General features: G+C 64.7%; 20 protein-coding genes. 14 read left to right on the top strand and 6 right to left on the bottom strand.

The features are described 5' to 3' along the window. The 9 genes from accB to BM315_RS13055 all read left to right on the top strand — a co-directional run bounded on the left by accB (position 1) and on the right by BM315_RS13055 (position 12,030). A complete protein-coding gene (gene accB / locus BM315_RS13095; RefSeq protein ID WP_090501646.1) occupies positions 1 to 471 on the top strand; it encodes an acetyl-CoA carboxylase biotin carboxyl carrier protein in 471 nt (156 codons plus the stop codon). 17 nt (positions 472 to 488) lie between these two features. Beyond that, the gene (accC, locus tag BM315_RS13090; protein ID WP_090501644.1) at positions 489 to 1,838 is read left to right on the top strand and encodes an acetyl-CoA carboxylase biotin carboxylase subunit; all 1,350 of its coding nucleotides are present in this window, start codon (positions 489 to 491) and stop codon (positions 1,836 to 1,838) included. A gap of 125 nt (positions 1,839 to 1,963) precedes the next feature. Then, a complete protein-coding gene (gene prmA / locus BM315_RS13085; RefSeq protein WP_090501642.1) occupies positions 1,964 to 2,842 on the top strand; it encodes a 50S ribosomal protein L11 methyltransferase in 879 nt (292 codons plus the stop codon). Positions 2,843 to 2,905: 63 nt separating this feature from the next. Further along, complete coding sequence (locus BM315_RS13080) at positions 2,906 to 4,213, top strand: DUF3426 domain-containing protein (RefSeq protein WP_090501641.1); 1,308 nt, start codon at positions 2,906 to 2,908, stop codon at positions 4,211 to 4,213. A 258-nt stretch (positions 4,214 to 4,471) separates the two neighbouring features. Next, entirely contained in the window at positions 4,472 to 5,470 is a 999-nt protein-coding gene (dusB, locus tag BM315_RS13075) for a tRNA dihydrouridine synthase DusB (protein ID WP_090501639.1), read from the top strand. Further along, entirely contained in the window at positions 5,467 to 5,787 is a 321-nt protein-coding gene (fis, locus tag BM315_RS13070) for a DNA-binding transcriptional regulator Fis (protein ID WP_090501637.1), read from the top strand. The genes dusB and fis overlap by 4 nt, the downstream gene beginning before the upstream one ends. Before the next feature lie 94 nt (positions 5,788 to 5,881). Then, a complete protein-coding gene (gene purH / locus BM315_RS13065) occupies positions 5,882 to 7,489 on the top strand; it encodes a bifunctional phosphoribosylaminoimidazolecarboxamide formyltransferase/IMP cyclohydrolase (RefSeq protein WP_090501635.1) in 1,608 nt (535 codons plus the stop codon). 241 nt (positions 7,490 to 7,730) lie between these two features. Beyond that, on the top strand, positions 7,731 to 9,020 hold the full coding sequence (gene purD, locus BM315_RS13060; protein WP_090501633.1) for a phosphoribosylamine--glycine ligase: 1,290 nt from the start codon (positions 7,731 to 7,733) through the stop codon (positions 9,018 to 9,020). Between the two features lie 214 nt (positions 9,021 to 9,234). Beyond that, complete coding sequence (locus BM315_RS13055) at positions 9,235 to 12,030, top strand: hybrid sensor histidine kinase/response regulator (protein ID WP_090501631.1); 2,796 nt, start codon at positions 9,235 to 9,237, stop codon at positions 12,028 to 12,030. A 30-nt stretch (positions 12,031 to 12,060) separates the two neighbouring features. On the opposite strand, the gene BM315_RS13050 is transcribed toward BM315_RS13055, so the two are convergent. Next, a complete protein-coding gene (locus BM315_RS13050; protein ID WP_090501629.1) occupies positions 12,061 to 13,137 on the bottom strand; it encodes a WD40/YVTN/BNR-like repeat-containing protein in 1,077 nt (358 codons plus the stop codon). A gap of 52 nt (positions 13,138 to 13,189) precedes the next feature. Next, on the bottom strand, positions 13,190 to 13,459 hold the full coding sequence (locus BM315_RS13045) for a MoaD/ThiS family protein (protein WP_090501627.1): 270 nt from the start codon (positions 13,457 to 13,459) through the stop codon (positions 13,190 to 13,192). Positions 13,460 to 13,657: 198 nt separating this feature from the next. Here BM315_RS13045 and BM315_RS13040 point away from each other — a divergent pair, with 198 nt between their 5' ends. Continuing rightward, positions 13,658 to 14,254: a MarC family protein gene (locus BM315_RS13040; RefSeq protein ID WP_090501623.1), complete on the top strand. Its 597-nt coding sequence runs from the start codon at positions 13,658 to 13,660 to the stop codon at positions 14,252 to 14,254. Between the two features lie 92 nt (positions 14,255 to 14,346). Here BM315_RS13040 and BM315_RS13035 read toward each other — a convergent pair whose 3' ends face one another. Further along, on the bottom strand, positions 14,347 to 14,613 hold the full coding sequence (locus BM315_RS13035) for a DksA/TraR family C4-type zinc finger protein (RefSeq protein ID WP_090501621.1): 267 nt from the start codon (positions 14,611 to 14,613) through the stop codon (positions 14,347 to 14,349). Positions 14,614 to 14,875: 262 nt separating this feature from the next. Here BM315_RS13035 and BM315_RS13030 point away from each other — a divergent pair, with 262 nt between their 5' ends. The 3 genes from BM315_RS13030 to BM315_RS13020 all read left to right on the top strand — a co-directional run bounded on the left by BM315_RS13030 (position 14,876) and on the right by BM315_RS13020 (position 17,511). Next, positions 14,876 to 15,589 (top strand): VC0807 family protein, encoded by a 714-nt coding sequence (locus BM315_RS13030; RefSeq protein ID WP_090501682.1) that lies wholly within the window; start codon positions 14,876 to 14,878, stop codon positions 15,587 to 15,589. A 55-nt stretch (positions 15,590 to 15,644) separates the two neighbouring features. Beyond that, a complete protein-coding gene (locus tag BM315_RS13025) occupies positions 15,645 to 16,097 on the top strand; it encodes a YqaA family protein (RefSeq protein ID WP_090501619.1) in 453 nt (150 codons plus the stop codon). 148 nt (positions 16,098 to 16,245) lie between these two features. After that, positions 16,246 to 17,511 carry an Hsp70 family protein gene (locus BM315_RS13020; RefSeq protein ID WP_090501617.1) on the top strand — a complete coding sequence of 422 codons (1,266 nt, stop codon included), beginning with the start codon at positions 16,246 to 16,248 and terminating at the stop codon, positions 17,509 to 17,511. 191 nt (positions 17,512 to 17,702) lie between these two features. Here BM315_RS13020 and BM315_RS13015 read toward each other — a convergent pair whose 3' ends face one another. Continuing rightward, positions 17,703 to 20,030 (bottom strand): YgiQ family radical SAM protein, encoded by a 2,328-nt coding sequence (locus BM315_RS13015; RefSeq protein WP_090501615.1) that lies wholly within the window; start codon positions 20,028 to 20,030, stop codon positions 17,703 to 17,705. Positions 20,031 to 20,226: 196 nt separating this feature from the next. Here BM315_RS13015 and BM315_RS13010 point away from each other — a divergent pair, with 196 nt between their 5' ends. After that, positions 20,227 to 22,134 (top strand): diguanylate cyclase, encoded by a 1,908-nt coding sequence (locus tag BM315_RS13010; protein ID WP_090501613.1) that lies wholly within the window; start codon positions 20,227 to 20,229, stop codon positions 22,132 to 22,134. A gap of 190 nt (positions 22,135 to 22,324) precedes the next feature. Here BM315_RS13010 and dnaB read toward each other — a convergent pair whose 3' ends face one another. After that, entirely contained in the window at positions 22,325 to 23,719 is a 1,395-nt protein-coding gene (gene dnaB, locus BM315_RS13005; protein ID WP_090501611.1) for a replicative DNA helicase, read from the bottom strand. A gap of 147 nt (positions 23,720 to 23,866) precedes the next feature. Further along, a complete protein-coding gene (rplI, locus tag BM315_RS13000) occupies positions 23,867 to 24,316 on the bottom strand; it encodes a 50S ribosomal protein L9 (RefSeq protein WP_090501609.1) in 450 nt (149 codons plus the stop codon). Positions 24,317 to 24,326 lie beyond the last annotated feature (10 nt).

Genomic DNA, 24,326 nt, shown 5'->3' with positions numbered 1-24,326 from the left:
ATGGATATACGTAAAGTCAAGAAACTCATCGAACTGCTGGAAGAATCCGGCATCGACGAGCTGGAAATCCGCGAAGGCGAAGAGTCCGTACGCATCAGCCGCCACGGCAAGCAACCGACCTACGCCCAGCAGCCGGTCTACGCTCAGGCGCCTGCGCCTGCGCCTGCGCCCGTTGCCGCCGCTGCCCCGGTTGCCGCCGCTGCCGAAGCCGCCGCTCCGGCTGCCGCCAAGCTGAACGGCACCGTGGTGCGCTCGCCGATGGTCGGCACCTTCTTCCGCGCCGCCTCGCCGACCTCGTCCAACTTCGTCGAAGTCGGTTCGAGCGTGAAGAAAGGCGACATCCTCTGCATCGTCGAAGCGATGAAGATGATGAACCACATCGAGGCCGAGAGCAGTGGCACCATCGAATCCATCCTGGGCGAGAACGGCCAGCCGGTGGAATACGATCAGCCCCTGTTCACCATCGTTTGAACCGCGGAGAGCCTGCGATGTTGGAAAAAGTTCTGATCGCCAACCGCGGCGAGATCGCCCTGCGCGTCTTGCGCGCCTGCAAAGAGCTGGGCATCAAGACCGTCGCGGTGCACTCCACCGCCGACCGCGACCTGATGCACCTGGGCCTGGCCGACGAGTCGGTATGCATCGGCCCGGCGTCCGGCGCCCTGTCCTACCTGAATATTCCGGCGATCATCAGCGCCGCTGAAGTCACCGGCGCTACAGCGATCCACCCCGGCTACGGCTTCCTCGCGGAAAACGCCGACTTCGCCGAACAGGTGGAGAACTCCGGCTTCGCCTTTATCGGCCCGAAAGCCGAGACCATCCGCCTGATGGGCGACAAGGTCTCGGCCAAGGACGCCATGAAGCGCGCCGGCGTGCCGGTAGTCCCCGGCTCCGACGGCCCGCTGCCGGAAGACGAGGAAGTCGCCCTGGCGATTGCCCGCGACGTCGGCTACCCGGTGATCATCAAGGCCGCCGGCGGCGGCGGTGGTCGCGGCATGCGCGTGGTGTACAAGGAAGAAGACCTGATCAAATCGGCCAAGCTGACCCGCAGCGAAGCCGGTTCGGTGTTCGGCAACCCGATGGTCTACCTGGAAAAGTTCCTCGGCAACCCACGCCATGTGGAAGTCCAGGTGCTATCCGACGGCCAGGGCCAGGCCATCCACCTGGGCGACCGCGACTGCTCGCTGCAGCGCCGCCACCAGAAGGTGTTGGAAGAAGCGCCGGCACCGTTCATCAACGAACAGTCGCGCGCCGAAGTGCTCAAGCGCTGTGTCGATGCCTGCATCGAGATCGGCTACCGCGGCGCCGGCACCTTCGAGTTCCTCTACGAAGACGGCCACTTCTACTTCATCGAGATGAACACCCGCGTGCAGGTCGAGCATCCGGTATCGGAAATGGTCACCGGCATCGACATCGTCAAGGAAATGCTCAGCATCGCCGCCGGCAACAAGCTGTCGTTCACCCAGGAGGACGTGGTGATCCGCGGCCATGCCCTGGAATGCCGGATCAACGCCGAAGACCCGGACAACTTCATGCCCTGCCCGGGCAAGGTCAAGCACTTCCACGCCCCGGGCGGTAATGGCGTGCGGGTCGATTCGCACCTGTACAGCGGCTACACAGTGCCGCCGCACTACGATTCGCTGATCGGCAAGCTGATCACCTACGGCGCGACCCGCGACGAGGCCATGGCCCGTATGCGCAACGCCCTGGACGAAATCGTCGTCGACGGCATCAAGACCAACGTGCCGCTGCACCGCGACCTGGTGCGCGACAAGGGCTTCTGCAAAGGTGGCGTGAATATCCATTACCTGGAAAAGAAACTGGGTATGGATAAGCACTAAAGCTGCAAGCTACAAGCCTCAAGCGGCAAGAAGTATGATGTGCAACCCACGAGGGAGCGGCCAGTCCGCTCCCTCGCTTTTTTCTTGCAGCTTTAAGCTTGCAGCTGCTTGCCGAAGGAAAGCCTATGCCCTGGTTACAAGTCCGTCTCGCCATCACCCCGGAGCAGGCGGAAACCTACGAAGACGCCCTGCTGGAAGTGGGCGCCGTGTCGGTAACCTTCATGGACGCCGAAGACCAGCCGATTTTCGAGCCGGACCTGGGCACCACGCCGCTGTGGTCGCACACCCACCTGCTCGCCCTGTTCGAGGCCGACACCCAGGCCGAGGCGGTGTTCGCCCACCTGCAATTGCTCACCGGCGCCGAACTACCCGAGCACCAGGCCGAGGTGATTGCCGATCAGGACTGGGAGCGCAGCTGGATGGACAACTTCCACCCCATGCGCTTCGGCCAGCGCCTGTGGATAGTGCCCAGCTGGCACGCCGCGCCCGAGCCGGATGCGGTCAACCTGCTGCTCGATCCCGGCCTGGCCTTCGGCACCGGCACCCACCCGACCACCGCGCTGTGCCTGGAATGGCTCGACGGCCAGGATCTGCGCCACAGCGAGGTGCTGGATTTCGGCTGCGGCTCGGGCATCCTGGCCATCGCCGCCCTGCTCCTCGGCGCACCCCGTGCGGTCGGCACCGACATCGACCCGCAGGCCCTGGAAGCCTCGCGCGACAATGCCGGACGCAACGGCATCGACCCGGCCCGCTTCCCGCTCTACCTGCCGGCCGACCTGCCGCCGCAACAGGCCGACGTGGTGGTGGCCAATATCCTCGCCGGCCCCCTGGTGGCCCTGGCTCCGCAGATCACCAGCCTGGTCAAGACAGGTGGGCGCCTGGCCCTGTCGGGCATCCTCGCCGAACAGGCCGAGGAGGTGCGCGCGGCCTATAGCGAGGCCTTCGCACTCGAGCCGACCGCGCAGAAGGACGGCTGGGTACGCATCAGCGGCACTCGCCGCTAGTTCAGGCACTTGCGTTAGACTAATCGCCTTGTTTTCCCTGATCGCAGGCCGCCGGATCGTCGCATGACCGAAAGTTTCGTCACCCAGTGCCCCCATTGCCGCACCAGCTTTCGCGTCAATCTCGCGCAACTCGGCGCCGCCCGTGGCGTCGTGCGCTGCGGAGCCTGCCTGCACCTGTTCAATGCCGCGCAGCAATTGCTCGAGCGGGGGCAACAACTGCCCGCCATTACGCCCCGGCCAACTCTTGCGCCGACCGGCCCCGCCGCCGCGCCGACGGCCCAGATCGAACCTGAGCAGAGCGCCCAACAGCAAAAGAGCGACAGCGATACGCTGTGGATTCACGACGACCTGGATCTCGACGACCTCGACCTCGATGAGGAACTGGCCAAGCTGGAAGAGCAGGAACAGCAACTGTCACAGCAGTTCCTTGCCCTGCAACAGACGCCCGAGCATAGCGAGCCCTTCCGTCCAGCCGCGGATAGCGGCACCCATGACGAAGACTGGGCCGAAGCCCTGCTGCAAGAGGACTCGCCCCAAGCGCCATCGAGTCCCGGCGATGCGGCCCAGGCGCCGACGCCCGCGACAACGGCCCCCGTCACGGAACAAGCGGCAGATCCCGCTGTTCGCGACATACCGCCGCTCAAGCTCAGCGCACTGGAGACGCAAGACCCGCAACCTGCCCTGGACGAGCCTGGCCTGAGCGCCCAGCGCGACGATCCCGACCTCGACCTGGACGCCCTCGACACGCCGGACGAGCGACAACCAGAGCCTGCCGCACAGCGCCAGCCCTCCAACCCAACCACACGCAGCGAGCCCGGCCTGCGTGACGAACACCTGCTCGAACTGGACGACGAACCACTGCAACTGGACTGGCAACCAGCGCGCAAGCCCTGGGGCCGCTGGCTCGGCTGGGGCCTGCTGAACCTGCTGGCCGCAACCGCCCTGATCGCCCAGCACATCCATTACAACTTCGCCGAGCTGGCCCGCCAGGATCAATACCGCCCCTGGTTCGAGCAGCTCTGCCCGATCATTGGCTGCACCCTGCCGTCCAAGGTCGATATCAGCCAGATCAAGAGCAGCAACCTGGTGGTGCGCAGCCATCCGGAGTTCAGCGGTGCCCTGGTAGTCGATGCAATCCTGTATAACCGTGCGCCCTTCGCCCAGCCATTCCCCTTGCTGGAAATGCGCTTTGCCGACATCAATGGCCGACTGCTGGCCAGCCGCCGCTTCAAACCCAGCGAGTACCTCGCCGGCGAACTGGCCGGACAGGCGGAAATGCCGCCGCAAACGCCGATTCATGTGTCCCTGGACATCCTCGACCCGGGCAACCAGGCGGTGAACTACAGCCTGAGCTTCCACTCGCCGGAGTAGGGGCGGGGGATGGGGGATCACGCACTGCCTCGAGGCAGCCGCAAGCCTCATCCATCATTGTCCCCCTTGCCCCCTGACCGATCCAACGGGCTCTTTCGGGTATCCGGGAGCGAATCCAACCCATGGCTATAAGCCCGCAACTGTTCAGAATTTGTTCAAAACAGCCTTTATCCGGTCATCCAGAGCGGGTATGATTCCCACCCTTTTTCGCTGTCTCCTATTGGTCTCAACAGCACGTCTCTTGAGCAGGGAAGCCCCATGTCGGCGTTATGCATCGGCCCCTACAGATTGCCCAACCCGCTGATTCTCGCGCCCATGGCCGGAGTCACCGACCGACCGTTCCGCCAGCTCTGCCAGCGCCTGGGTGCGGGCATGGTGGTGTCGGAAATGGTCACCAGCGATGTGCGCCTGTGGAACACCCGCAAGTCGAGCCTGCGCCTGCCCCATCAGGACGATGCCGAGCCGCGCTCGGTGCAGATCGCCGGTGGCGACCCGCAGATGCTGGCCGAGGCGGCGCGACGAAATGTCGCCTTGGGCGCGCAGATTATCGACATCAATATGGGCTGCCCGGCCAAGAAGGTCTGCAACAAGGCGGCCGGCTCCGCCCTGCTGAAAGACGAGAGCCTGGTGCGCGAGATTTTACAGGCGGTGGTTGCCGCGGTGGCTGTTCCGGTGACCCTGAAAATCCGCACCGGCTGGGACCGGCAGAACAAGAACGGCCTCGAGGTGGCGAAGATCGCCGAGCAGGAAGGGATAGTCGCGCTGGCCGTACATGGCCGCACCCGTGCCGATCTGTACAGCGGCGAGGCCGAATACGACAGCATCGCCGCGATCAAGCAGGCGGTGTCGATCCCGGTGCTGGCCAATGGCGACATCGATTCGCCGGAGAAGGCCAAGGCGGTATTCGCCGCCACCGGCGCCGACGGCCTGCTGATCGGCCGGGCAGCCCAGGGCCGGCCATGGATTTTCCGCGAGATCGAGCACTACCTGCGCACCGGGCAGAAGCTGGCGGCGCCGAGTCTGTTCGAGGTGGAACGTATTCTGCTAGGGCATCTGGCCGAACTGCACCTGTTCTATGGCGAGGTGATGGGGGTGCGCATCGCCCGCAAACATGTCGGCTGGTACCTCGCAACCCTGCCGGGCGCCAGGGAGTTCCGCGCCCGATTCAATCGCCTGGAAAGTACGCACGCGCAGTACACCAACGTTCGCGAGTTCTTCGGCGAACGGCAAAATGATGGAGATGGGGTGGCCGCATGACGATGTTGACCGAGACCTTAGGAACTGAAATGGCTCCCGTGAGCGACAGCACAAGCTTGAAACAGCACCTCAATACACCGAGCGAAGAAGGGCAAACCCTGCGCGGCAGTGTCGAGAAAGCCCTGCACAACTATTTCGCCCACCTCGAAGGGGCGGACGTCACCGACGTCTACAACCTGGTGCTCAGCGAAGTGGAGGCGCCACTGCTGGAAACCGTGATGAATTACGTTAAGGGCAACCAGACCAAGGCCTCCGAACTGCTCGGCCTGAATCGCGGCACCCTGCGCAAGAAACTCAAGCAATACGATCTTCTCTAAGTGATGAGCTGCAAGCCGCAAGCCTCAAGCGGGAGCGCGCTTCTCTTGCAGCTTGCAACTTGTAGCTTGCAGCTAAACCCTTGATGGAATCGTTATGACCGACCAGACTACCCGCCTCCCCGTCCGCCGTGCGCTGATCAGCGTCTCCGACAAGACCGGCGTCCTCGAGTTCGCCCGCGAACTCGTCGCCCTGAACGTGGAAATCCTCTCCACCGGCGGCACCTACAAGCTGCTCAAGGACAACGGCGTGGCCGCCGTGGAAGTCGCCGACTACACCGGCTTCCCGGAGATGATGGACGGCCGGGTGAAGACCCTGCACCCGAAGATCCACGGCGGCATCCTCGGCCGTCGCGCCCTCGACGGCGCGGTCATGGAGCAGCACGGGATCAAGCCGATCGACCTGGTCGCGGTCAACCTCTACCCCTTCGAAGCCACGGTCGCCAAGCCTGACTGCGACCTGGCCGACGCCATCGAGAACATCGACATCGGCGGCCCGACCATGGTCCGCAGCGCCGCGAAAAACCACAAAGACGTGGCCATCGTGGTCAGTGCCGGCGACTACGCCGGCATCATCGACAGCCTGAAAGCCGGCGGCCTGAGCTACGCCCAGCGCTTCGACCTGGCGCTCAAGGCCTTCGAGCACACCGCCGCCTACGACGGCATGATCGCCAACTACTTGGGCACCATCGACCAGTCGCGCGAGACCCTCTCCACCGCAGAGCGTGGCGCCTTCCCGCGCACCTTCAACAGCCAGTTCATCAAGGCCCAGGAAATGCGCTACGGCGAGAACCCGCACCAGAGCGCGGCCTTCTACGTCGAGGCGAAGAAAGGCGAAGCCAGCGTCTCCACCGCCGTGCAACTGCAGGGCAAGGAGCTGTCGTTCAACAACGTCGCCGACACCGACGCCGCCCTCGAATGCGTGAAGAGCTTCGTCAAGCCGGCCTGCGTCATCGTCAAGCACGCCAACCCCTGCGGCGTGGCCGTGGCCCTGGACAGCCAAGGCGGCATCCGCCAGGCCTACGAACTGGCCTACGCCACCGATACCGAATCGGCCTTCGGCGGCATCATCGCCTTCAACCGCGAACTGGACGGCGCCACCGCCCAGGCCATCGTCGAGCGCCAGTTCGTCGAAGTGATAATCGCGCCGAAGATCAGCGCCGAGGCCCGCGCCGTGGTGGCCGCCAAGGCCAACGTGCGCCTGCTCGAGTGCGGCGAGTGGCCGGCCGAGCGCAGCGCCGGCTGGGACTTCAAGCGGGTCAACGGTGGCCTGCTGGTGCAGAGCCGCGACATCGGCATGATCAAGGCAGAAGACCTGAAGATCGTCACTCAGCGCGCACCCAGCGAGCAGGAAATCCACGACCTGATCTTCGCCTGGAAAGTGGCCAAGTTCGTCAAATCCAATGCGATTGTCTACGCCAAGAACCGCCAGACCATCGGCGTCGGCGCCGGCCAGATGAGCCGGGTCAACTCGGCGCGGATCGCCGCGATCAAGGCCGAGCATGCCGGCCTGCAGGTGGCCGGCTCGGTGATGGCGTCCGACGCCTTCTTCCCGTTCCGCGACGGCCTGGACAACGCCGCCGCCAACGGCATCACCGCGGTGATCCAGCCGGGCGGTTCGATGCGCGATGCAGAAGTGATTGCCGCCGCCGACGAGGCGAATATCGCCATGGTTTTCACCTCTATGCGCCATTTCCGCCACTGACGGCCGCACTGAAGCCGGCATCTGCTGCGTTGCCCTGGGTTCCGCCAATGCTCATTGCCAGACGGCAACTCCGCTTGGCGAAACCCAGGGCGCCTTGCATCTACCGGCTTCATTGCGACCTCGAGATTTGTTTCGTAGGTTGGGTGGAGCGCAGCGATACCCAACACCGCTTTCGTAGGGTGGATAGCGCTTTTCCTATCCACCAAACGGGCCGCAGGCCCGCCTCCTGAAGGAGAACCCCATGAACGTACTGATCATCGGCAGCGGCGGACGCGAACATGCGCTGGCCTGGAAAGTCGCGCAAGACCCGCGCGTGGCCAAAGTCTTCGTCGCTCCGGGCAATGCCGGCACCGCCTTTGAGCCCAAATGCGAGAACGTCGCCATCGACGTGCTGGCCCTGGAGCAGCTTGCTGACTTTGCTGAGAAAAACGTGCAACTGACCATAGTCGGCCCGGAAGCACCGCTGGTGGCCGGCGTGGTCGACCTGTTTCGCGCGCGCCAGCTGGATATCTTCGGCCCGACCGCCGGCGCGGCGCAGCTGGAAGGCTCGAAAGCCTTTACCAAGGATTTCCTCGCCCGCCACCAGATCCCCACCGCCGATTACCAGAACTTCAGCGAAGTCGAGCCGGCCCTGGCCTACCTGCAAAAGGTCGGCGCGCCTATCGTGATCAAGGCCGACGGCCTGGCCGCGGGCAAGGGTGTGATAGTCGCCATGACCCTGGGCGAAGCCGAGGACGCGGTGCGCGACATGCTCGCCGGCAATGCCTTCGGCGAGGCCGGTTCGCGGGTGGTGATCGAGGAATTTCTCGACGGCGAGGAAGCCAGCTTCATCGTCATGGTCGACGGCAAGAACGTCCTGCCGATGGCCACCAGCCAGGACCACAAGCGCGTCGGCGACGGCGACAGCGGCCCCAACACCGGCGGCATGGGCGCCTACTCGCCGGCGCCGGTGGTCACCGCCGAGGTGCACCAGCGGGTGCTGGACGAGGTGATCTACCCCACCGTCAACGGCATGGCCAGCGAAGGCAACGTCTACACCGGCTTCCTCTACGCCGGACTGATGATCGACAAGGCCGGCAAGCCGAAGGTCATCGAATTCAACTGCCGCTTCGGCGACCCGGAAACCCAGCCGATCATGGTGCGCCTGGAATCGTCGCTGGTGCTGCTGGTCGAAGCCGCACTGGCGCAGGCCCTGGACAAGGTCGAAGCGCGCTGGGATCCGCGCCCGACGGTCGGCGTGGTGCTGGCCGCGGGCGGCTACCCGGGCGACTACGCCAAGGGCGAGGTGATCGAGGGTCTGGCCGATGCCGCCGCACTGGAAGGCAAGGTGTTCCATGCCGGTACCGCACTCAAGGACGGTCAAGTGGTGACGGCCGGTGGCCGGGTGCTCTGCGCCACGGCCATTGGCGCCAGCGTGGCCGACGCCCAGCAGCAGGCCTACCGCCTGGCGCAGAAGATTCGCTGGCCTGGCTGTTTCTACCGCACCGACATCGGTTACCGCGCAATTGCCCGCGAACGCGGCGAAGCATAAACATCGACAAAACCCGCCCGGCCGCGGTGGCCGGGCAGTGGCAACCTGGCACGGCTCACCCCCACGAGCGTCGTGCCGCAGAGACCCGGCCTGCAAGGTGCCACAAGGCGCCAGTGGTCGCTTTCACCGCGTCTGGCCTAGCCATCCTGGCCATATTCCGCTACACAACGGCTTGGTTATAATCTGGCCACTCATCTTTCAAAGGGAATTCAGCGTGCACGGGCTCAGGATTGCCACAGGACTACTCGTCGCTTTGCTCATGGCCTGTCTGTTGCCGACAGCCATGGCCGAGAACGTGCCAGACGCCGCTGACGGCCAGCCCGAAAACTGGTCGTATCTGCTCGACCCGAGTGCCGCGCTGACCCTGGAGGATGTGCGGGCACGCCAGCAGCAGTTCCAGCCGCTGGGCAGACAGGCCTTCACCTTCCCCCCCAGCGAACAGGCCGTCTGGCTGCATGTCGAGCTGCCGCGCAACCAGCAACCGGGTTGGCTGTGGCTCTTCGCTCCGCGCGTGCAGTACCTCGACTACTACCTGTTGCGCGACGGCACCATCGAACGCGAGCTGCAGACCGGCGAATCCAGACCGATGAGCGCGCGACCGCTCGATTCCCGCGCCTACCTGCTGACCCTGCCCAACGACGGCCAGCCCCGCGAGGCCTATGTACGCATGACCTCGAACCATCCGTTGATGGCCTGGTTCAAGCTCATCGACGAGGCCGGGCTGGTGGCCCAGGAAAAGCCCGCCTATGTCTTTGGCGCCCTGCTCGGCGGCCTGCTGTTGCTGACCCTGTACAACCTCATCCGTTTTCTCTACAGCCGCGCCACCTGCTGCCTGTGGCTGAGCGCCCTGCATGCCAGCCTGGCGGTCTGCGCGGCGGCCAATCTGGGCCTGTTCGCCGTCTGGGTGCCCAGCCAGAGCTACAACCAGTCGCTGGTCGCCGACCTGTCGGCGCTGCTGGCGGCCTTCTGCCTACAGGCCTTCTGCCTCGGCTTCATGCAGCACACCCAGGCCCAGCCCGGCAGGCTCAAGCACCTGCTGCAGGGCATCGCCGGACTGATCCTGGGCAGCGCACTGGTGATCGCCGGCACCGGCCTGCTCTGGTACAGCAGCCTGGTCTACCTGCTGGTGCTACTCAGCACCTTGAGCGTCTTGCTGATGGCCAGCCGGCTCTGGTATGGCGGCTATCAGCCCGCACGCTTCATCGTCGTCGGCATGCTGGTATTCGCCCTCGGCTTCAGCGCATTCATCCCGGTACTGCTCGGTCTCGACCAGCTCAACCCCGGCTGGCTGGTGATCGCCGTCTTCAGTATCGCCACGCTCGGCGGCATCTTCCTCAGCCTCTCGCTCGCCGAACGGCAACGGCAGATCCAGCGCACCAACCTCAGGGAGAGCACCGCACTGGCCGCCAGTTCGGCCGAACTCAAGGCCAAGGCCGAATTCCTCGCCAAGATCAGTCACGAAATCCGCACACCCATGAATGGCGTGCTGGGCATGACCGAACTGCTGCTCGACACGCCCCTGTCGGTCAAACAGCGTGACTACGTGCAGACCATCCACAGCTCGGGTAACGAGCTGCTGGCTCTGATCAACGAGATTCTCGACATTTCCAAGCTCGAATCCGGGCAGATCGAGCTGGACGACGTACAGTTCGACCTGGATGCACTGACCGAGGACTGCCTGAACATCTTCCGCGCCAAGGCCGAACAGCAGAAAGTCGAACTGATCAGTTTCATGCAACCGCAGGTGCCACGGGTTATCAGCGGCGACCCGACGCGTCTGCGCCAGATCTTGCTGAGCCTGCTCGACAACGCCTTCAAACAGACCGACGAAGGCGAAATTCTCCTGGTCGTGGCTCTTGACAGCGGCAGCGGGCAGCCACGCTTGCGCATCGCCGTGCAGGACAGCGGGCGCCCGCTACAGGCCGGCGAGCGCGACGCCCTGCTCAATGCCGAACTGCACAGCAAGGACTTCCTCGCCGCGACCCAACTCGGCGGCCGCCTCGGCCTGATCATCGCCCGCCAACTGGTGCGCCTGATGCGTGGTGAGTTCGGCATCCAGAGCGGCGGCACCCAGGGCTCGACCCTGTGGCTGACCCTGCCGCTGGACAGCCAGCGGCTCGAACGGCCTACGGCCGACCTCGATGGCCCGCTGCAGGGCGCCCGCCTGCTGGTGGTGGATGACAACGACACCTGCCGCAAGGTCCTGGTGCAGCAATGCAATGCCTGGGGCCTGCAGGTCAGCGCCGTGCCATCGGGCAAGGAAGCCCTGGCCCTGCTGCGCACCAAGGCGCACATGCGCGAATACTTCGACGTGGTACTGCTCGACCAGGACATGCCCGGCATGACCGGCATGCAGCTGGCGACGAGAATCAAGGAAGACCCCAGCCTCAATCACGATATCCTGCTGATCATGCTCACCGGCATCAGCAATTCACCGAGCAAGATCATCGCGCGCAACGCCGGAGTCAAGCGCATCCTGGCCAAGCCGGTGGCCAGCTACACGCTCAAGACCACCCTGGCCGACGAGCTGTCCCAACGCGGTGGCAGCAACTCGCCGCTGTTCGCCCCGCACCTGGTCAGCACTGCGTTGAATGTGCCGAGCGACTTCCGCATCCTGGTCGCCGAAGACAACAGCATTTCGACCAAGGTGATCCGCGGCATGCTCGGCAAGCTCAACCTGCAACCGGATACCGCCAGCAATGGCGAGGAAGCCCTCAACGCCATGAAGGCGCAACATTACGACCTGGTGCTGATGGACTGCGAAATGCCGCTGCTCGACGGTTTCTCCGCCACCGAACAACTGCGCGCCTGGGAAGCCGCCGAACAGCGCCCGCGCACCCCGGTGGTGGCATTGACCGCGCACATCCTCAACGAACACAAGGAACGGGCACGGGAGGCCGGCATGGACGGCCACATGGCCAAGCCGGTGGAACTCTCGCAATTGCGCGAACTGCTCGAATACTGGATCGCCCAGCGCGAGATCCGCCAGCCGCGCGAGGCCCTGCCCTGACCTGCGCCGACAAGTCCGCATGGCGGCGTTTCAGGCAAAGCGCAATGCATAGATCGGCGGCAGATTGCCGGCCAACGCCTGCCAGCTGTCGCCCTGGTCGTCCGATAGCCACAGATGACCGGTGGTCGAGCCCATCGCCAGGCGCTGCCCGCTCTCGTCCACCTCCAGGGCATGACGATAGACCAGGTCGAAGCAGTCGGACTGCGGCAGGCCGCGACTCAAGCGCTCGAAACTGCGGCCGCCATCGCGGGTGCGGGTCACCAGCAGACGCTGGCCCACCGGCACCCGGCATTCATCCTTGAGCGCCGGCACGAACCAGGCGGTTTCCGGCTCACGGGGGTGTACCGCCAGGGCGAAGCCGAAGCTCGAGGGCTCGACGTCGAGCAGCTCCTGCCAGTGCGCGGCATCGTCGCGGGACAGGAAGATGCCGTTATGGTGCTGCACCCAGAGGGTCTCGGGTGCCGCCGGACAGGCCAGCATGCGGTGCGGATCCTGGATCTCCGGGGTCTGCGCCAGTTCCGCCGGCATATAGGCGGCGCGCATGCCCCGGGTGCGACAAGCCCAGCTGACGCCCTCGTCGTCGCTGCACCAGACCCCGCCGCAGGACACCGCCACGCGCAAGCGCGCACTGTCGCGCGGGTCGACGCAAATGGAGTGGATGCCCGGCTGATCGTAGCCGCCGCCGAACCACTGGGCCCGCTCCGGACGCTGCCACAGCGCCTCGTTCAACTGCCAGGAGTCGCCGTGATCCGCCGAGTGGAACAAGGCCCCCGGCAGGGTGCCGGCCCACAGGCTGCCGGGGCGATCGGCGCCGCCGCCTTCCAGCGACCAGATCATCGTCACCGACGGCCCTTCGCCCTCCTCCTCGGCGGCGAAGGCCGGCACGGCGATCTCCTGCCAGTGCTGCCCGGCATCCGTCGAGCGCCACAGTTTCGGGCCGAAATGCCCCAGGTTCAGGGCCGCATACAGATGACCGTCGCGATGATCGGCCAGAACCATGCTGACCGGCTCGCCGAGAAAGTCCGTACGCGCCAGGCGCCAGCTCCCGCCCGCGCGGGCGAAGGTCAACAGGCCCTTGCGCGTGGCCACATAAAGCACATCCGCCATATCGTTCTCCCTCCAGCAGGCTGTTGAGAAACGACCTGCGCTGCCCGGCCTGCTAGCCGCCGGAAAGCGCCTGCACCACATAGACCTCGCTGGCGGCGCCGACCCTGTCGCTCAGGTGGCGGCGATCATCGATCCGCTCGCCATCGACGAAGATCGCCACATGCCGACGCAGCTGCCCCTGGTCGTCCAGCAGGTAACTGCGCAGCCGCGGGTTGGTGGCGAACACCTCGGCCAGCACGGCGGCGACCGTGGCGCCCGGCACCGCGCACGGCGCCACATCGAGGTGACGCTGCAGGTTGGGGGTGAAACTGATACGCGCCATGCGCCCGTTGCCAACAGTGGTTAAGCCAACAGGTATAGCCGACGCCGCTGCCCGCCTATGCCTCAGCTGCCGAACGGTTGCCTGGCGTGCGCGCACAATTGCCGCAGCGGGGACTGGAGATCGAGCCGACAATCCCGGATCATGCAGGCGCCACCGGCGCTGCCGGCCCCCCTTTAGCCAAGAGACGAGTCCACCCCCATGGCGTCCGAGCTGTTCAGTCTGTATCTGAAGTTACTGGTGCTCTACAGCCCGTTCTTCGTGTTGTCCTGCTTTATCGGCCTGAGCCGCGGCTACACGGTCAAGGAGCGCAAGCGTCTGGCCTGGAAGGTCGCCCTCGGCGTACTGATTTCCAGCCTGCTGCTGTACCTGTTCGGCAAGCACATCTTCACCCTGTTCGGCATCACCATCGACGCCTTCCGTATCGGCGCCGGCAGCGTGCTGTTCATCTCGGCGCTGGGCATGGCCCAGGGCAACTCGGCGGTGCAGAGCGACAACGTGCAGCAGGACGTGACCATAGTGCCGCTGACCATTCCGCTGACCGTCGGCCCCGGCACCATAGGTGCGCTGCTGCTGATGGGCGCCGGCCAGCCGCACTGGGACGACAAGCTGCTGGCGGTGCTGGCCATCGCCCTGGCCAGCCTCACGGTCGGCGTGGTGCTGTACCTGTCCAACCAGTTCGAACGCCTGCTCGGCGACCAGGGTCTGCAGATCGTCAGCCGCCTGATGGGCCTGTTCGTCTGCGCCCTGGCGGCGCAGATCATCTTCACCGGGGTGAAGAACTACCTGTCGCCCTGAATCGCTGCAGGGCTGCAGGGCTGCCCGGGGTGCGGCGCGCACCACGGCCGGGGGTAAACCAAGCCCCACAGGAGCGCAAGCGCATGCCGGGCTCAGCGCAATTGACTGTCCTTGCTGCCACGGCGGTTATAGCCGCTGAATTTCGCCTGTTCCCGGTCACACTCGCCCTGGCAAGCCACGCACAGGCGCACGCCGACAATCGCCTGGCGCCGCGCCTCGGGAATGCGGGCGTCACACTCTTCGCAGTGGCTCAGGCTTTCCCCGCTCGGCAGCTGGCTGCGGGCGCGCCGGACGGCGTCTTCGATACTGCTGTCGATCTGTTCCTGCACTGCGTCGTCATTTGCCCAACCACTGGCCATTTGCCCGCCCTCGCAACATTAGTCACCCCGGAGATATGCGCTCGCGCACGACGAATCTCAAGTGCTAGTCGTCTGCCCCCCTGAATTCCGCGGCCCAGGCCAGGTCCTCGCCTGGCAGGTCGCGGAAAGTGGTGGAAACTCATCGCCCTCGCGGCGTATTTTCGCCAGCCGCACCACTTTGTCACAGTCCAACCGACGGTCGGACTGGCGGCCGAGGCCCAGGCAGGCGATCATCAGCACTCATTCCTGCGCCATGAACGACATGACCGATACCACCCACAGCTCCACCGCCACACACAAGCCCCGCCCGCTGGTGGATTTGCTGATCAGCATCCTGATTCCGTCACTGATCCTGATGAAGCTCAGCGGCGAAGCCAACCTCGGCGCCGATGGCGCCCTGGTCCTGGCGCTGGCGTTCCCCCTTGGCTGGGGCACGTTCGAGCTGGTCAAGTACCGCAAATTCAACTTCATCGCCCTGCTCGGCCTGATCAGCGTGCTGCTGACCGGCGGCATCGGCCTGCTCAAGCTGGACAACCAGTGGCTGGCGATCAAGGAGGCGGCGATTCCCGGCCTGATCGGCATCGCCGTGCTGGTGTCGACCCGCACCCGCTACCCGCTGATCCGCACCCTGCTGTTCAATAAAAGCGTGCTCAACGTCGACAAGATCCATGAGCGCCTGGAACAGGGCGGGCATACCCAGCACTTCGAAACGCGCCTGCTGACCGCCACCTACTGGCTGAGCGGCACCTTCTTCTTTTCCTCGGCGATGAACTATGCGCTGGCCAAGTGGATCGTGATCAGCCCGGCCGGCAGCGAGGCCTTCAATGCCGAACTGGGGCGGATGAACCTGCTCAGCTACCCGATGATCGCCATCCCCTCGATGATCATGCTGATGGCGATCTTCTACTACCTGTGGCGCACCATTCACGGCCTGACCGGTTTGAAGCTGGAAGAGATCATGGCGCCGCAGGCCTGAGTACGCGGCCTGCCGTACAGGCGCGGCAGCGCCCGGCAGCCAAGCTAACCGCGGCATGCTGACGATCTCCGCCTACCTGGGCCTGTTCCTTTCCGCCTTCGGCGCCGCGACCTTGCTGCCATTGGGCTCCGAGGCGGTGCTAATCGGCCTGTTGCTCAGCGATGCCTACCTGTTGTGGCTGCTGGTGGCGGTGGCCAGCGTCGGCAACGTCCTCGGCTCGCTGGTCAACTGGACCCTGGGCCGCTACCTCGAGCACTTCCGCCAGCGCCGCTGGTTCCCGGTCAGCGAACGGCGCCTGCACCAGGCGCAGGGCTGGTATGCGCGCTATGGGCGCTGGGCGCTGCTGCTCAGCTGGCTGCCGATCATCGGCGATCCCCTGACCCTGGTCGCCGGGGTGATGCGTGAGCGCTTGTGGGTCTTCCTGCTGATCGTCGGCCTGGCCAAGACCGCGCGCTACAGCATGCTCGCCGCCTTGACCCTGGGCTGGGGATCGTTCGTCGCGTCATAGCGCAATCGACGCAGCATTTGCGCGGCGTATCCCATAGAATGCGCGGCCGTTTTTGTGGCCATGCCATCCATGGCGGCCAGCCTCCGGGCCGTCGCTACGCGACGTCAAAAATTTCTCCCGGTAATTTTTTCTAGGAACAGCGCGTCGCATGACTTTCTCCACCCCCGCCCGCGCCTGCGGCATCGACTTCGGCACCTCCAACTCCACCGTCGGCTGGCTGCGCCCGGACGCCGAGCCCCTGATCGAGCTTGAAGACGGCAAGATCACCCTGCCCTCGGTGGTGTTCTTCAACCTCGAGGAACGTCGCCCGGTCTACGGCCGCCTGGCCCTGCAGGAATACCTGGAAGGCTATGAGGGCCGGCTGATGCGCTCGCTGAAGAGCCTGCTCGGCTCCAAGCTGCTGAAAAGCGAAACCACGGTGCTGGGCAGCTCCCTGCCGTTCAAGGACCTGCTCGGCTTCTTCATCGGCGAGCTGAAAAACCGCGCCGAGGCTGTAGCGCAACGGCCATTCGAGGAAGTGGTGCTGGGCCGCCCGGTGTTCTTCGTCGATGACGACCCGCTCGCCGACCTTGAAGCGCAGAACACCCTGGTGGCGGTGGCGCACAAGCTCGGTTTCAAGGACGTGTCCTTCCAGTACGAACCGATCGCCGCGGCCTTCGACTACGAGTCGGGCATCGAGCGCGAGGAGTTGGTGCTGATCGTCGACATCGGCGGCGGCACCTCGGACTTTTCCCTGGTGCGCCTGGCGCCCGAGCGCCGCGCCATTGCCGAGCGGCATGCCGACATCCTCGCCACCGGCGGTGTGCATATCGGCGGCACCGACTTCGACAAACAACTCTCGCTGGCCGGCGTGATGCCGCTGTTCGGCTACGGCAGCCGGATGAAGAGCGCCGCGCCGATGCCCACCAGCACTCACCTCAATCTGGCCACCTGGCACACCATCAACGCGGTCTACTCGGCGCAGTCCCAGCGCCAACTGCAGAGCATGCGCTACGACATCCTCGACCCCGTCGGCATCGACCGCCTGTTCCAGCTGATCGAACGGCGTGACGGCCACTGGCTGGCGATGCAGGTTGAAGACAGCAAGATCGCCCTGAGCGAGCAGGCCGCGCGGCCCATCGACCTGAGCCGGGTCGAACCCGGCCTGGTCGCCGAGCTGACCCGCGAATTGTTCGAGGCCGCCATCGAGCCGCTGCTCGAGCGCGTGCGCGCCAGCGTGACGCAGCTGCTCGGCGATGCCGGGGTGGGTGTCGAGCAGGTCGATACGCTGTTCTTCACCGGCGGTTCCAGCGGCATCCCGGCGCTGCGCCAGAGCGTCGCAGCCATGCTGCCCAACGCCCGCCATGTGGAAGGCAACACCTTCGGCAGCATCGGCAGCGGCCTGGCCATCGAAGCACAGAAGCGTTACGGCTGAGCGACATCAGCCGTAGCCCGGATAAGCCTCAGCGCAATCCGGGAAGCGATTTAGGCCATCCCCCCCTACCCGGCTAAACAGCGCAAAAGCTCGCGGCTAAAGTGGAACGCCGCCCGGCCCCTCCCACAAGTCGATAGCGCATCTGTGGGAGGGGTTTTAGCCGCGACAGGCTGCGGCCGCTTACAAGCCAATCAGCGCGGCGCTACAGGCTTCCTCGGCGGCTTCTTGCCTTTGCCCTTGGCGGCATCCGAACGCTCCCTGGCGGCCTGCTGGTTGCGCGCCTGGGCGGCGGCCTTGGCCTGTTCGCGCTTGTCCCAGGGGTTTCCGCCAGCGGCACCGGTATCGCGCGGCGGCAGGCCGGTGTGCTGGGTCAGCAGAGGCCGGGTCTTGTCGCCGGCGCTGCGAGCAGCGCCGCCGAGCTTCTTGCTGCCGGCCGGGGTGGAGTTCTTGCGCCGCGCGCTCTGGTAGCTGTCGGTAGCCGGCTGATGCAGCGGAATCAACTGATGCTTGCCGGATCCGATCAGGTCGCTGCGGCCCATGCGCTCCAGCGCCTCGCGCAGCATCGGCCAGCCCTTGGGGTCGTGGTAACGCAGGAAGGCCTTGTGCAGACGGCGTTGCGCCTCGCTCTTGACGATGGCCACGCCATCGCTCTTGTAGGTGACCTTGCGCAGCGGGTTCTTGCCCGAGTGGTACATGGCGGTGGCGGTGGCCATCGGCGAGGGGTAGAAGGCCTGCACCTGATCGGCGCGGAAGCCGTTGCTCTTGAGCCACAGGGCAAGGTTCAGCATGTCCTCGTCGCTGGTACCGGGGTGCGCAGCGATGAAGTAGGGGATCAGGTACTGCTCCTTGCCCGCCTCCTTGGTGTACTTCTCGAACATCTGCTTGAAGCGGTCGTAGGTACCGATGCCCGGCTTCATCATCTTGTTCAGCGGGCCTTCCTCGGTGTGCTCCGGGGCGATTTTCAGGTAGCCGCCGACATGGTGAGTGACCAGTTCCTTGACGTACTCCGGCGACTTCACCGCCAGGTCGTAACGCAGGCCCGAGGCGATCAGAATCTTCTTCACCCCCGGCAGGGCACGGGCCGAGCGATACAACTGGATCAAGGCCGAGTGATCGGTATTGAGGTTTTCGCAGATACCGGGGAACACGCAGGACGGCTTGCGGCAGGCGGCTTCGATCTCCGGACTCTTGCAGGCCAGGCGATACATATTGGCGGTCGGCCCGCCCAGATCGGAAATCACCCCGGTAAAACTCGGCACCTTGTCGCGGATATCTTCGATCTCGCGAATGATCGACTCCTGCGAGCGGCTCTGGATGATCCGCCCTTCGTGCTCGGTGATCGAGCAGAAGGTACAGCCGCCGAAACAGCCGCGCATGATGTTGATGGAGAAGCGGATCATCTCGTAGGCTGGAATCTTCGCCTGGCCGTAGACCGGGTGCGGCACCCGTGCGAAGGGCATGCCGAACACGTAATCCATCTCTTCGGTGGTCATGGGAATGGGCGGCGGATTGAGCCACACATCCACCTCGCCGTGCTTCTGCACCAGGGCGCGGGCATTGCCCGGGTTGGTTTCCAGGTGCAGCACGCGGTTGGCGTGGGCGTACAGCACCGCATCGGCGCGCACCTTCTCGAACGACGGCAGGCGGATCACTGTCTTGTCACGCTCCAGGCGCGGGTGCGCCAGCAACTGCACCACCTTGGCCTCGTTGGGGTCCTCAATCGGTCCCTTGTCCTGTTCGATGGCGCAGGCCTGGGTATCCTGGGTGTTCACATAGGGATTGATGACCTTGTCGACTTTGCCCGGGCGGTCGATACGACTGGAGTCGATCTCCATCCAGCCTTGCGGCGTATCGCGGCGAATGAAGGAGGTGCCGCGAATATCGGTGATGCTCTCGATCTCATGACCGTAGGACAGGCGCTGGGCGATCTCGACGATGGCCCGCTCGGCGTTGCCATACAACAGGATATCGGCGCAGGAGTCGATCAGGATCGAGTGACGCACCTTGTCCTGCCAGTAATCGTAATGGGCGATGCGCCGCAGCGAGGCCTCGATGCCGCCGAGCACGATCGGCACATGCCGGTAGGCTTCCTTGCAGCGCTGGCTGTAGACCAGGCTGGCGCGATCCGGGCGCTTGCCGGCCAGACCGCCGGGCGTGTAGGCATCGTCGCTGCGGATCTTCTTGTCGGCGGTGTAGCGGTTGATCATCGAGTCCATGTTGCCGGCCGCGACGCCGAAGAACAGGTTGGGCTCGCCCAGCTGCATGAAATCGTCTTTGCTGCTCCAGTCCGGCTGGGCAATGATGCCGACGCGAAAGCCCTGGGCCTCAAGCAGTCGGCCGATGATCGCCATGCCGAACGACGGGTGGTCGACATAGGCATCGCCGGTGACGATGATGATGTCGCAGCTGTCCCAGCCGAGCTGATCCATCTCTTCCCGGCTCATCGGCAGGAAAGGCGCCGGGCCGAAGCACTCAGCCCAGTATTTTGGATAGTCGAATAACGGCTTGGCTGCGTGCATGGAAATGACCGAGATGTCAGGAGTAAACGGCCGCGGAATATAGCACAAAATTTGACCAAGTCCGACCCTTACACTAGGACAAACCCACTCGAGCGCACGGGAACCAGGCGCAAGGCATTTGTGATCACAGGCGCACTTATAGCTATACTCCGCCGACACGCCACCGGTAGCGGTGCCGGCGCAAGAGGTGCTTGCAGTGCAGCGGATCGTCTCCTCACTCATTCTACTGTTGAGCCTGACCGGCCTGCCCGACGGGGCCAGTGCGGCGACCATCCTGCTCGACAGCACCAGCAGCGGCATGCTGCTGAATGAACAGATAGAGCTGCTGGAAGATGTCGGCGCGCAATTGAGCATCGCCGACATGGCCGACCCGGCCGTGCAAAGCCGCTTCCAGCCGGCCAATGGCCGGGCCACCGTCGGCCAGAGCCGCCATCCCTGGTGGCTCAAGGTCACCCTGCAACGCGGCCAGCACGCACCGAGCCAGTGGTGGCTGGAAAACGCCGGCATCACCATCTTCAACCTGCAACTCTACCTGCCTGACGGCCAGGGCGGCTGGCACACGCGCGCAACGGGCACCGCGGTGCCCTACGCCGAGGGCCGCGACTACGCCTATAGACGCATGCTGTTCAAACTGCCCGAGCTGGGCGCAGAACCCCTGACCCTGTACTTCCGCAGCCTCGACCCCGCCGGCAACTCCTTCCCGCTGACCATCTGGCAGCTCGGCGACCTCGAGCAACAGGCCAGCAACGAAAACATCGGCTTCGGCCTGATCTACGGCATGATCCTGGCGCTGCTGCTGTACAACCTGTTCATCCTCGTCGCCCTGCGCGACCAGGCCTATCTCTGGTACGTGCTGGCCACCGCCTGCGTGCTGGTATTCATCCTCAGCATGAGCGGTCACGGCTTCCAGTACCTGTGGCCGGGCAGCGCCGTGCCCTTCTGGCTGGATCGCATCACCCTGCCCTCGCTGTGGGGTATCTTCGTCATGCGCTTCACCCAGGAGTTGCTCTACACCAAACGCGGCTTGCCCTGGCCGCATCGCCTGCTGAATGCCGGCTGCGTGCTCTATCTCATCGCCATCGCGATCAACGCCTTCGGCTACCGCGCCGAAGGTGCCCTGCTGATCGCCCTGACGCCGCTGGTTACGGTGCCAACCGCGTTGTTCAGTGCCGGCGTGCGCTGCTACCAGGGTTTCTTCCCGGCGCGCTTCTACCTGCTCGGCTACGGCGCCGTGCTCGGCAGCACCGTGGTGCTGGTGATGCGCGCGGCCGGACTGATCGAGCCAGACAATTTCACCGCCTACCTGTTCCCGTTGTCGGTCGCCGCAGAAACCATCCTGTTCTCCTTTGCCCTGGCCTACCGCATCCAGATGCTCAAGCAGGAGAAGGCCGAAGCGATACGACAAGCCGACCGGGAAAAAACCGCGCGCCTGACCCTGGCCCAAGCCAACGCCAACGAACTGCACCGCGCAGTGGCACAACGCACCGCCGAACTGGCGGCGGCCAACCAGCGCCTGCTGCAGCGCGAACTGGAACTGCAACATGCCGCCTTCCACGATCCGCTGACCGAACTGCCGAACCGCCGCTATCTGGTTGAGCGCACCGAAACCGCTCTGGCCCACGCCGAGCGCCACGGCGAAAGCGTGGCCTTGCTGCTGATCGACCTCGACCATTTCAAACCGATCAACGACCGCTTCGGCCACGATGCCGGCGACCTGATGCTGCAAATGGTCGCCAAGCGCCTGCGCGAACACGTGCGCAGCGGCGATAGCGTGGCGCGCCTGGGCGGCGATGAGTTCGCCGTGCTGATCTGCGGCGACGAGGCCGAGCGCCACGCCCGCGAGATCGCCGCGCGCCTGCTCGCCGAATTGGCGCAACCGGTGCTCTATGGCGCCGAACGACTGGCTGTGACCATCAGCATCGGCGTAGCCCTCTACCCCCAGCACGCCAAGCACTTCGCCAGTCTCTACAAGGCCGCCGACGAGGCCCTGTACAAGGTCAAGGCCCGCGGCCGCTCAGGTTCGTCGGTGTGCGGCGAAGACGGCGAACTGAGCAGCAGCGCACGCCTGCAACTGGACGTGATCAAGGTCACCAGCGGGCTCTAGGAGGCTGCCCGCAACGACGCCTGCCGAATCATCGCTAGCGGCAGCGCGTCTTTCGCCCGGCAAGGCAATCGATGGTGGCGACGAGCAGGTGCATGAGCGCAACATCCCAAAAAACGGGCGGCCAGGCTGATCGCTGAGCGCCCGTTGTTATCGATCCGGTTCGGCCAGAAGCTACGTCGCAACCCGCCTCTCAATCCTCGTCGAATTGGTAGCTGCCCGGCGCCAGGTTCTCGAAGCGCGAATACTTGCCGAGAAAGGCCAGCCGCGTGGTGCCGATCGGCCCGTTACGCTGCTTGCCGATGATGATCTCGGCCACGCCCTTGAGCTCGGTCTCCGGGTGATACACCTCGTCGCGGTAGACGAACATGATGATGTCGGCGTCCTGCTCGATCGCCCCGGATTCGCGCAAGTCGGAGTTGATCGGGCGCTTGTTGGGCCGCTGCTCCAGGGAACGGTTGAGCTGCGACAGGGCGATCACCGGGCAGTTGAATTCCTTGGCCAGGGCCTTGAGCGAGCGGGAAATTTCGGAGATCTCGTTGACCCGGCTTTCGCTGCTGGAGCCGGGAATCTGCATCAGCTGCAGGTAGTCGACCATGATCATGCCGATCTCGCCGTGCTCGCGGGCCAGGCGCCGGGTGCGCGCGCGCATCTCCGAGGGCGAGATGCCGGCGGTGTCGTCGATGAACAGCTTGCGGTCGTTGAGCAGGTTGACCGCCGAGGTCAGGCGCGGCCAATCGTCGTCATCCAGTCGACCGGCACGCACCTTGGTCTGGTCGATGCGCCCCAGGGAGGCGAGCATCCGCATGACGATCGAGTCCGACGGCATCTCCAGCGAATACACGACGATGGCCTTGTCGCTGCGCAGCACGGCGTTTTCCACCAGGTTCATGGCGAAGGTGGTCTTACCCATGGACGGACGGCCGGCGACGATGATCAGGTCCGCCGGCTGCAGGCCGCTGGTCTGCGCATCCAGATCGTTGAAGCCGGTGGACAGGCCGGTAATCGCATCGCCCGAGTTGAACAGGGTGTCGATGCGGTCGATGGCCTTGACCAGGATGTCGTTGATGCCCACCGGACCGCCGGTCTTCGGCCGCGCCTCGGCGATCTGGAAAATCAGCCGCTCGGCCTCGTCGAGAATCTCCTCGCCGCTACGCCCCTGCGGGGCATAGGCACTGTCGGCGATCTCGCCGCTGATGCCGATCAGCTGGCGCAGGGTGGCGCGCTCACGGATGATCTGCGCATAGGCCTTGATGTTGGCCACCGATGGAATGTTCTTCGCCAGTTCGCCCAGATAGGCCAGGCCGCCGACCTGGGACAGCTGGCCTTCCTTGTCCAGCTGCTCGGACACGGTGACCACGTCGAACGGATGGTTGCGTTCGGCCAGCTTGTAGATGGCGCGAAAAATAAGCCGGTGGTCATGCCGATAGAAATCGCCATCGGACACCGCATCGAGCACCCGCTCCCAGGCATTGTTGTCGAGCATCAGGCCACCCAGCACGGCTTGCTCGGCCTCGATCGAGTGCGGCGGCACTTTCAAGGCGGAGGTTTGCAGGTCGTATTGCTCGGGAATGCTGATGTCGTTCATAGGGCTCTGGGCAAAAAATCGGCTGCACTGAATTTCGGGAATAGAAAAACAAAGGGCACGGCATCGCTTGCGCAATGCCGTGCCCGATGTTAACGAGCCTGCGCCTGAGCGCAAGCCCGTTGAGCGGCTAGCTTAAGAGCGAGGCTCTTAGGCGGCTGCAACCACAACGACGCGTACGGTCGCTTCGACGTCGGAGTGCAGGTGCACCGCCACGTCGTATTCGCCGATCTGGCGAATGGTACCGTTCGGCAGACGCACTTCGGCCTTGGCCACTTCCACGCCGGAGGCGGTCAGGGCGTCGGCGATGTCGTGCGTACCGATGGAGCCGAACAGCTTGCCCTCATCGCCCGCGGTAGCGGTGATGGTGACTTCCAGTTCGGCCAACTGAGCGGCGCGAGTTTCAGCAGATGCTTTCTTATCGGCAGCCAGCTGTTCCAGTTCGGCGCGACGCGCTTCAAACGCAGCCAGGTTGGCAGCGGTTGCAGCGGTGGCTTTGCCGAATGGCAGCAGGAAGTTACGGCCGTAACCGGCCTTAACGTTCACTTTATCGCCCAGGTTGCCCAGGTTGGCGATTTTTTCCAGCAGGATCAGTTCCATTTGGTAATAA

The sequence above is a fragment of the Pseudomonas borbori genome (assembly GCF_900115555.1).
In the GTDB taxonomy this organism is placed as follows: domain Bacteria; phylum Pseudomonadota; class Gammaproteobacteria; order Pseudomonadales; family Pseudomonadaceae; genus Aquipseudomonas; species Aquipseudomonas borbori.
Note: the sequence above shows the minus strand (reverse complement) of the source record. Positions and strands in the feature narration are given on the sequence as shown.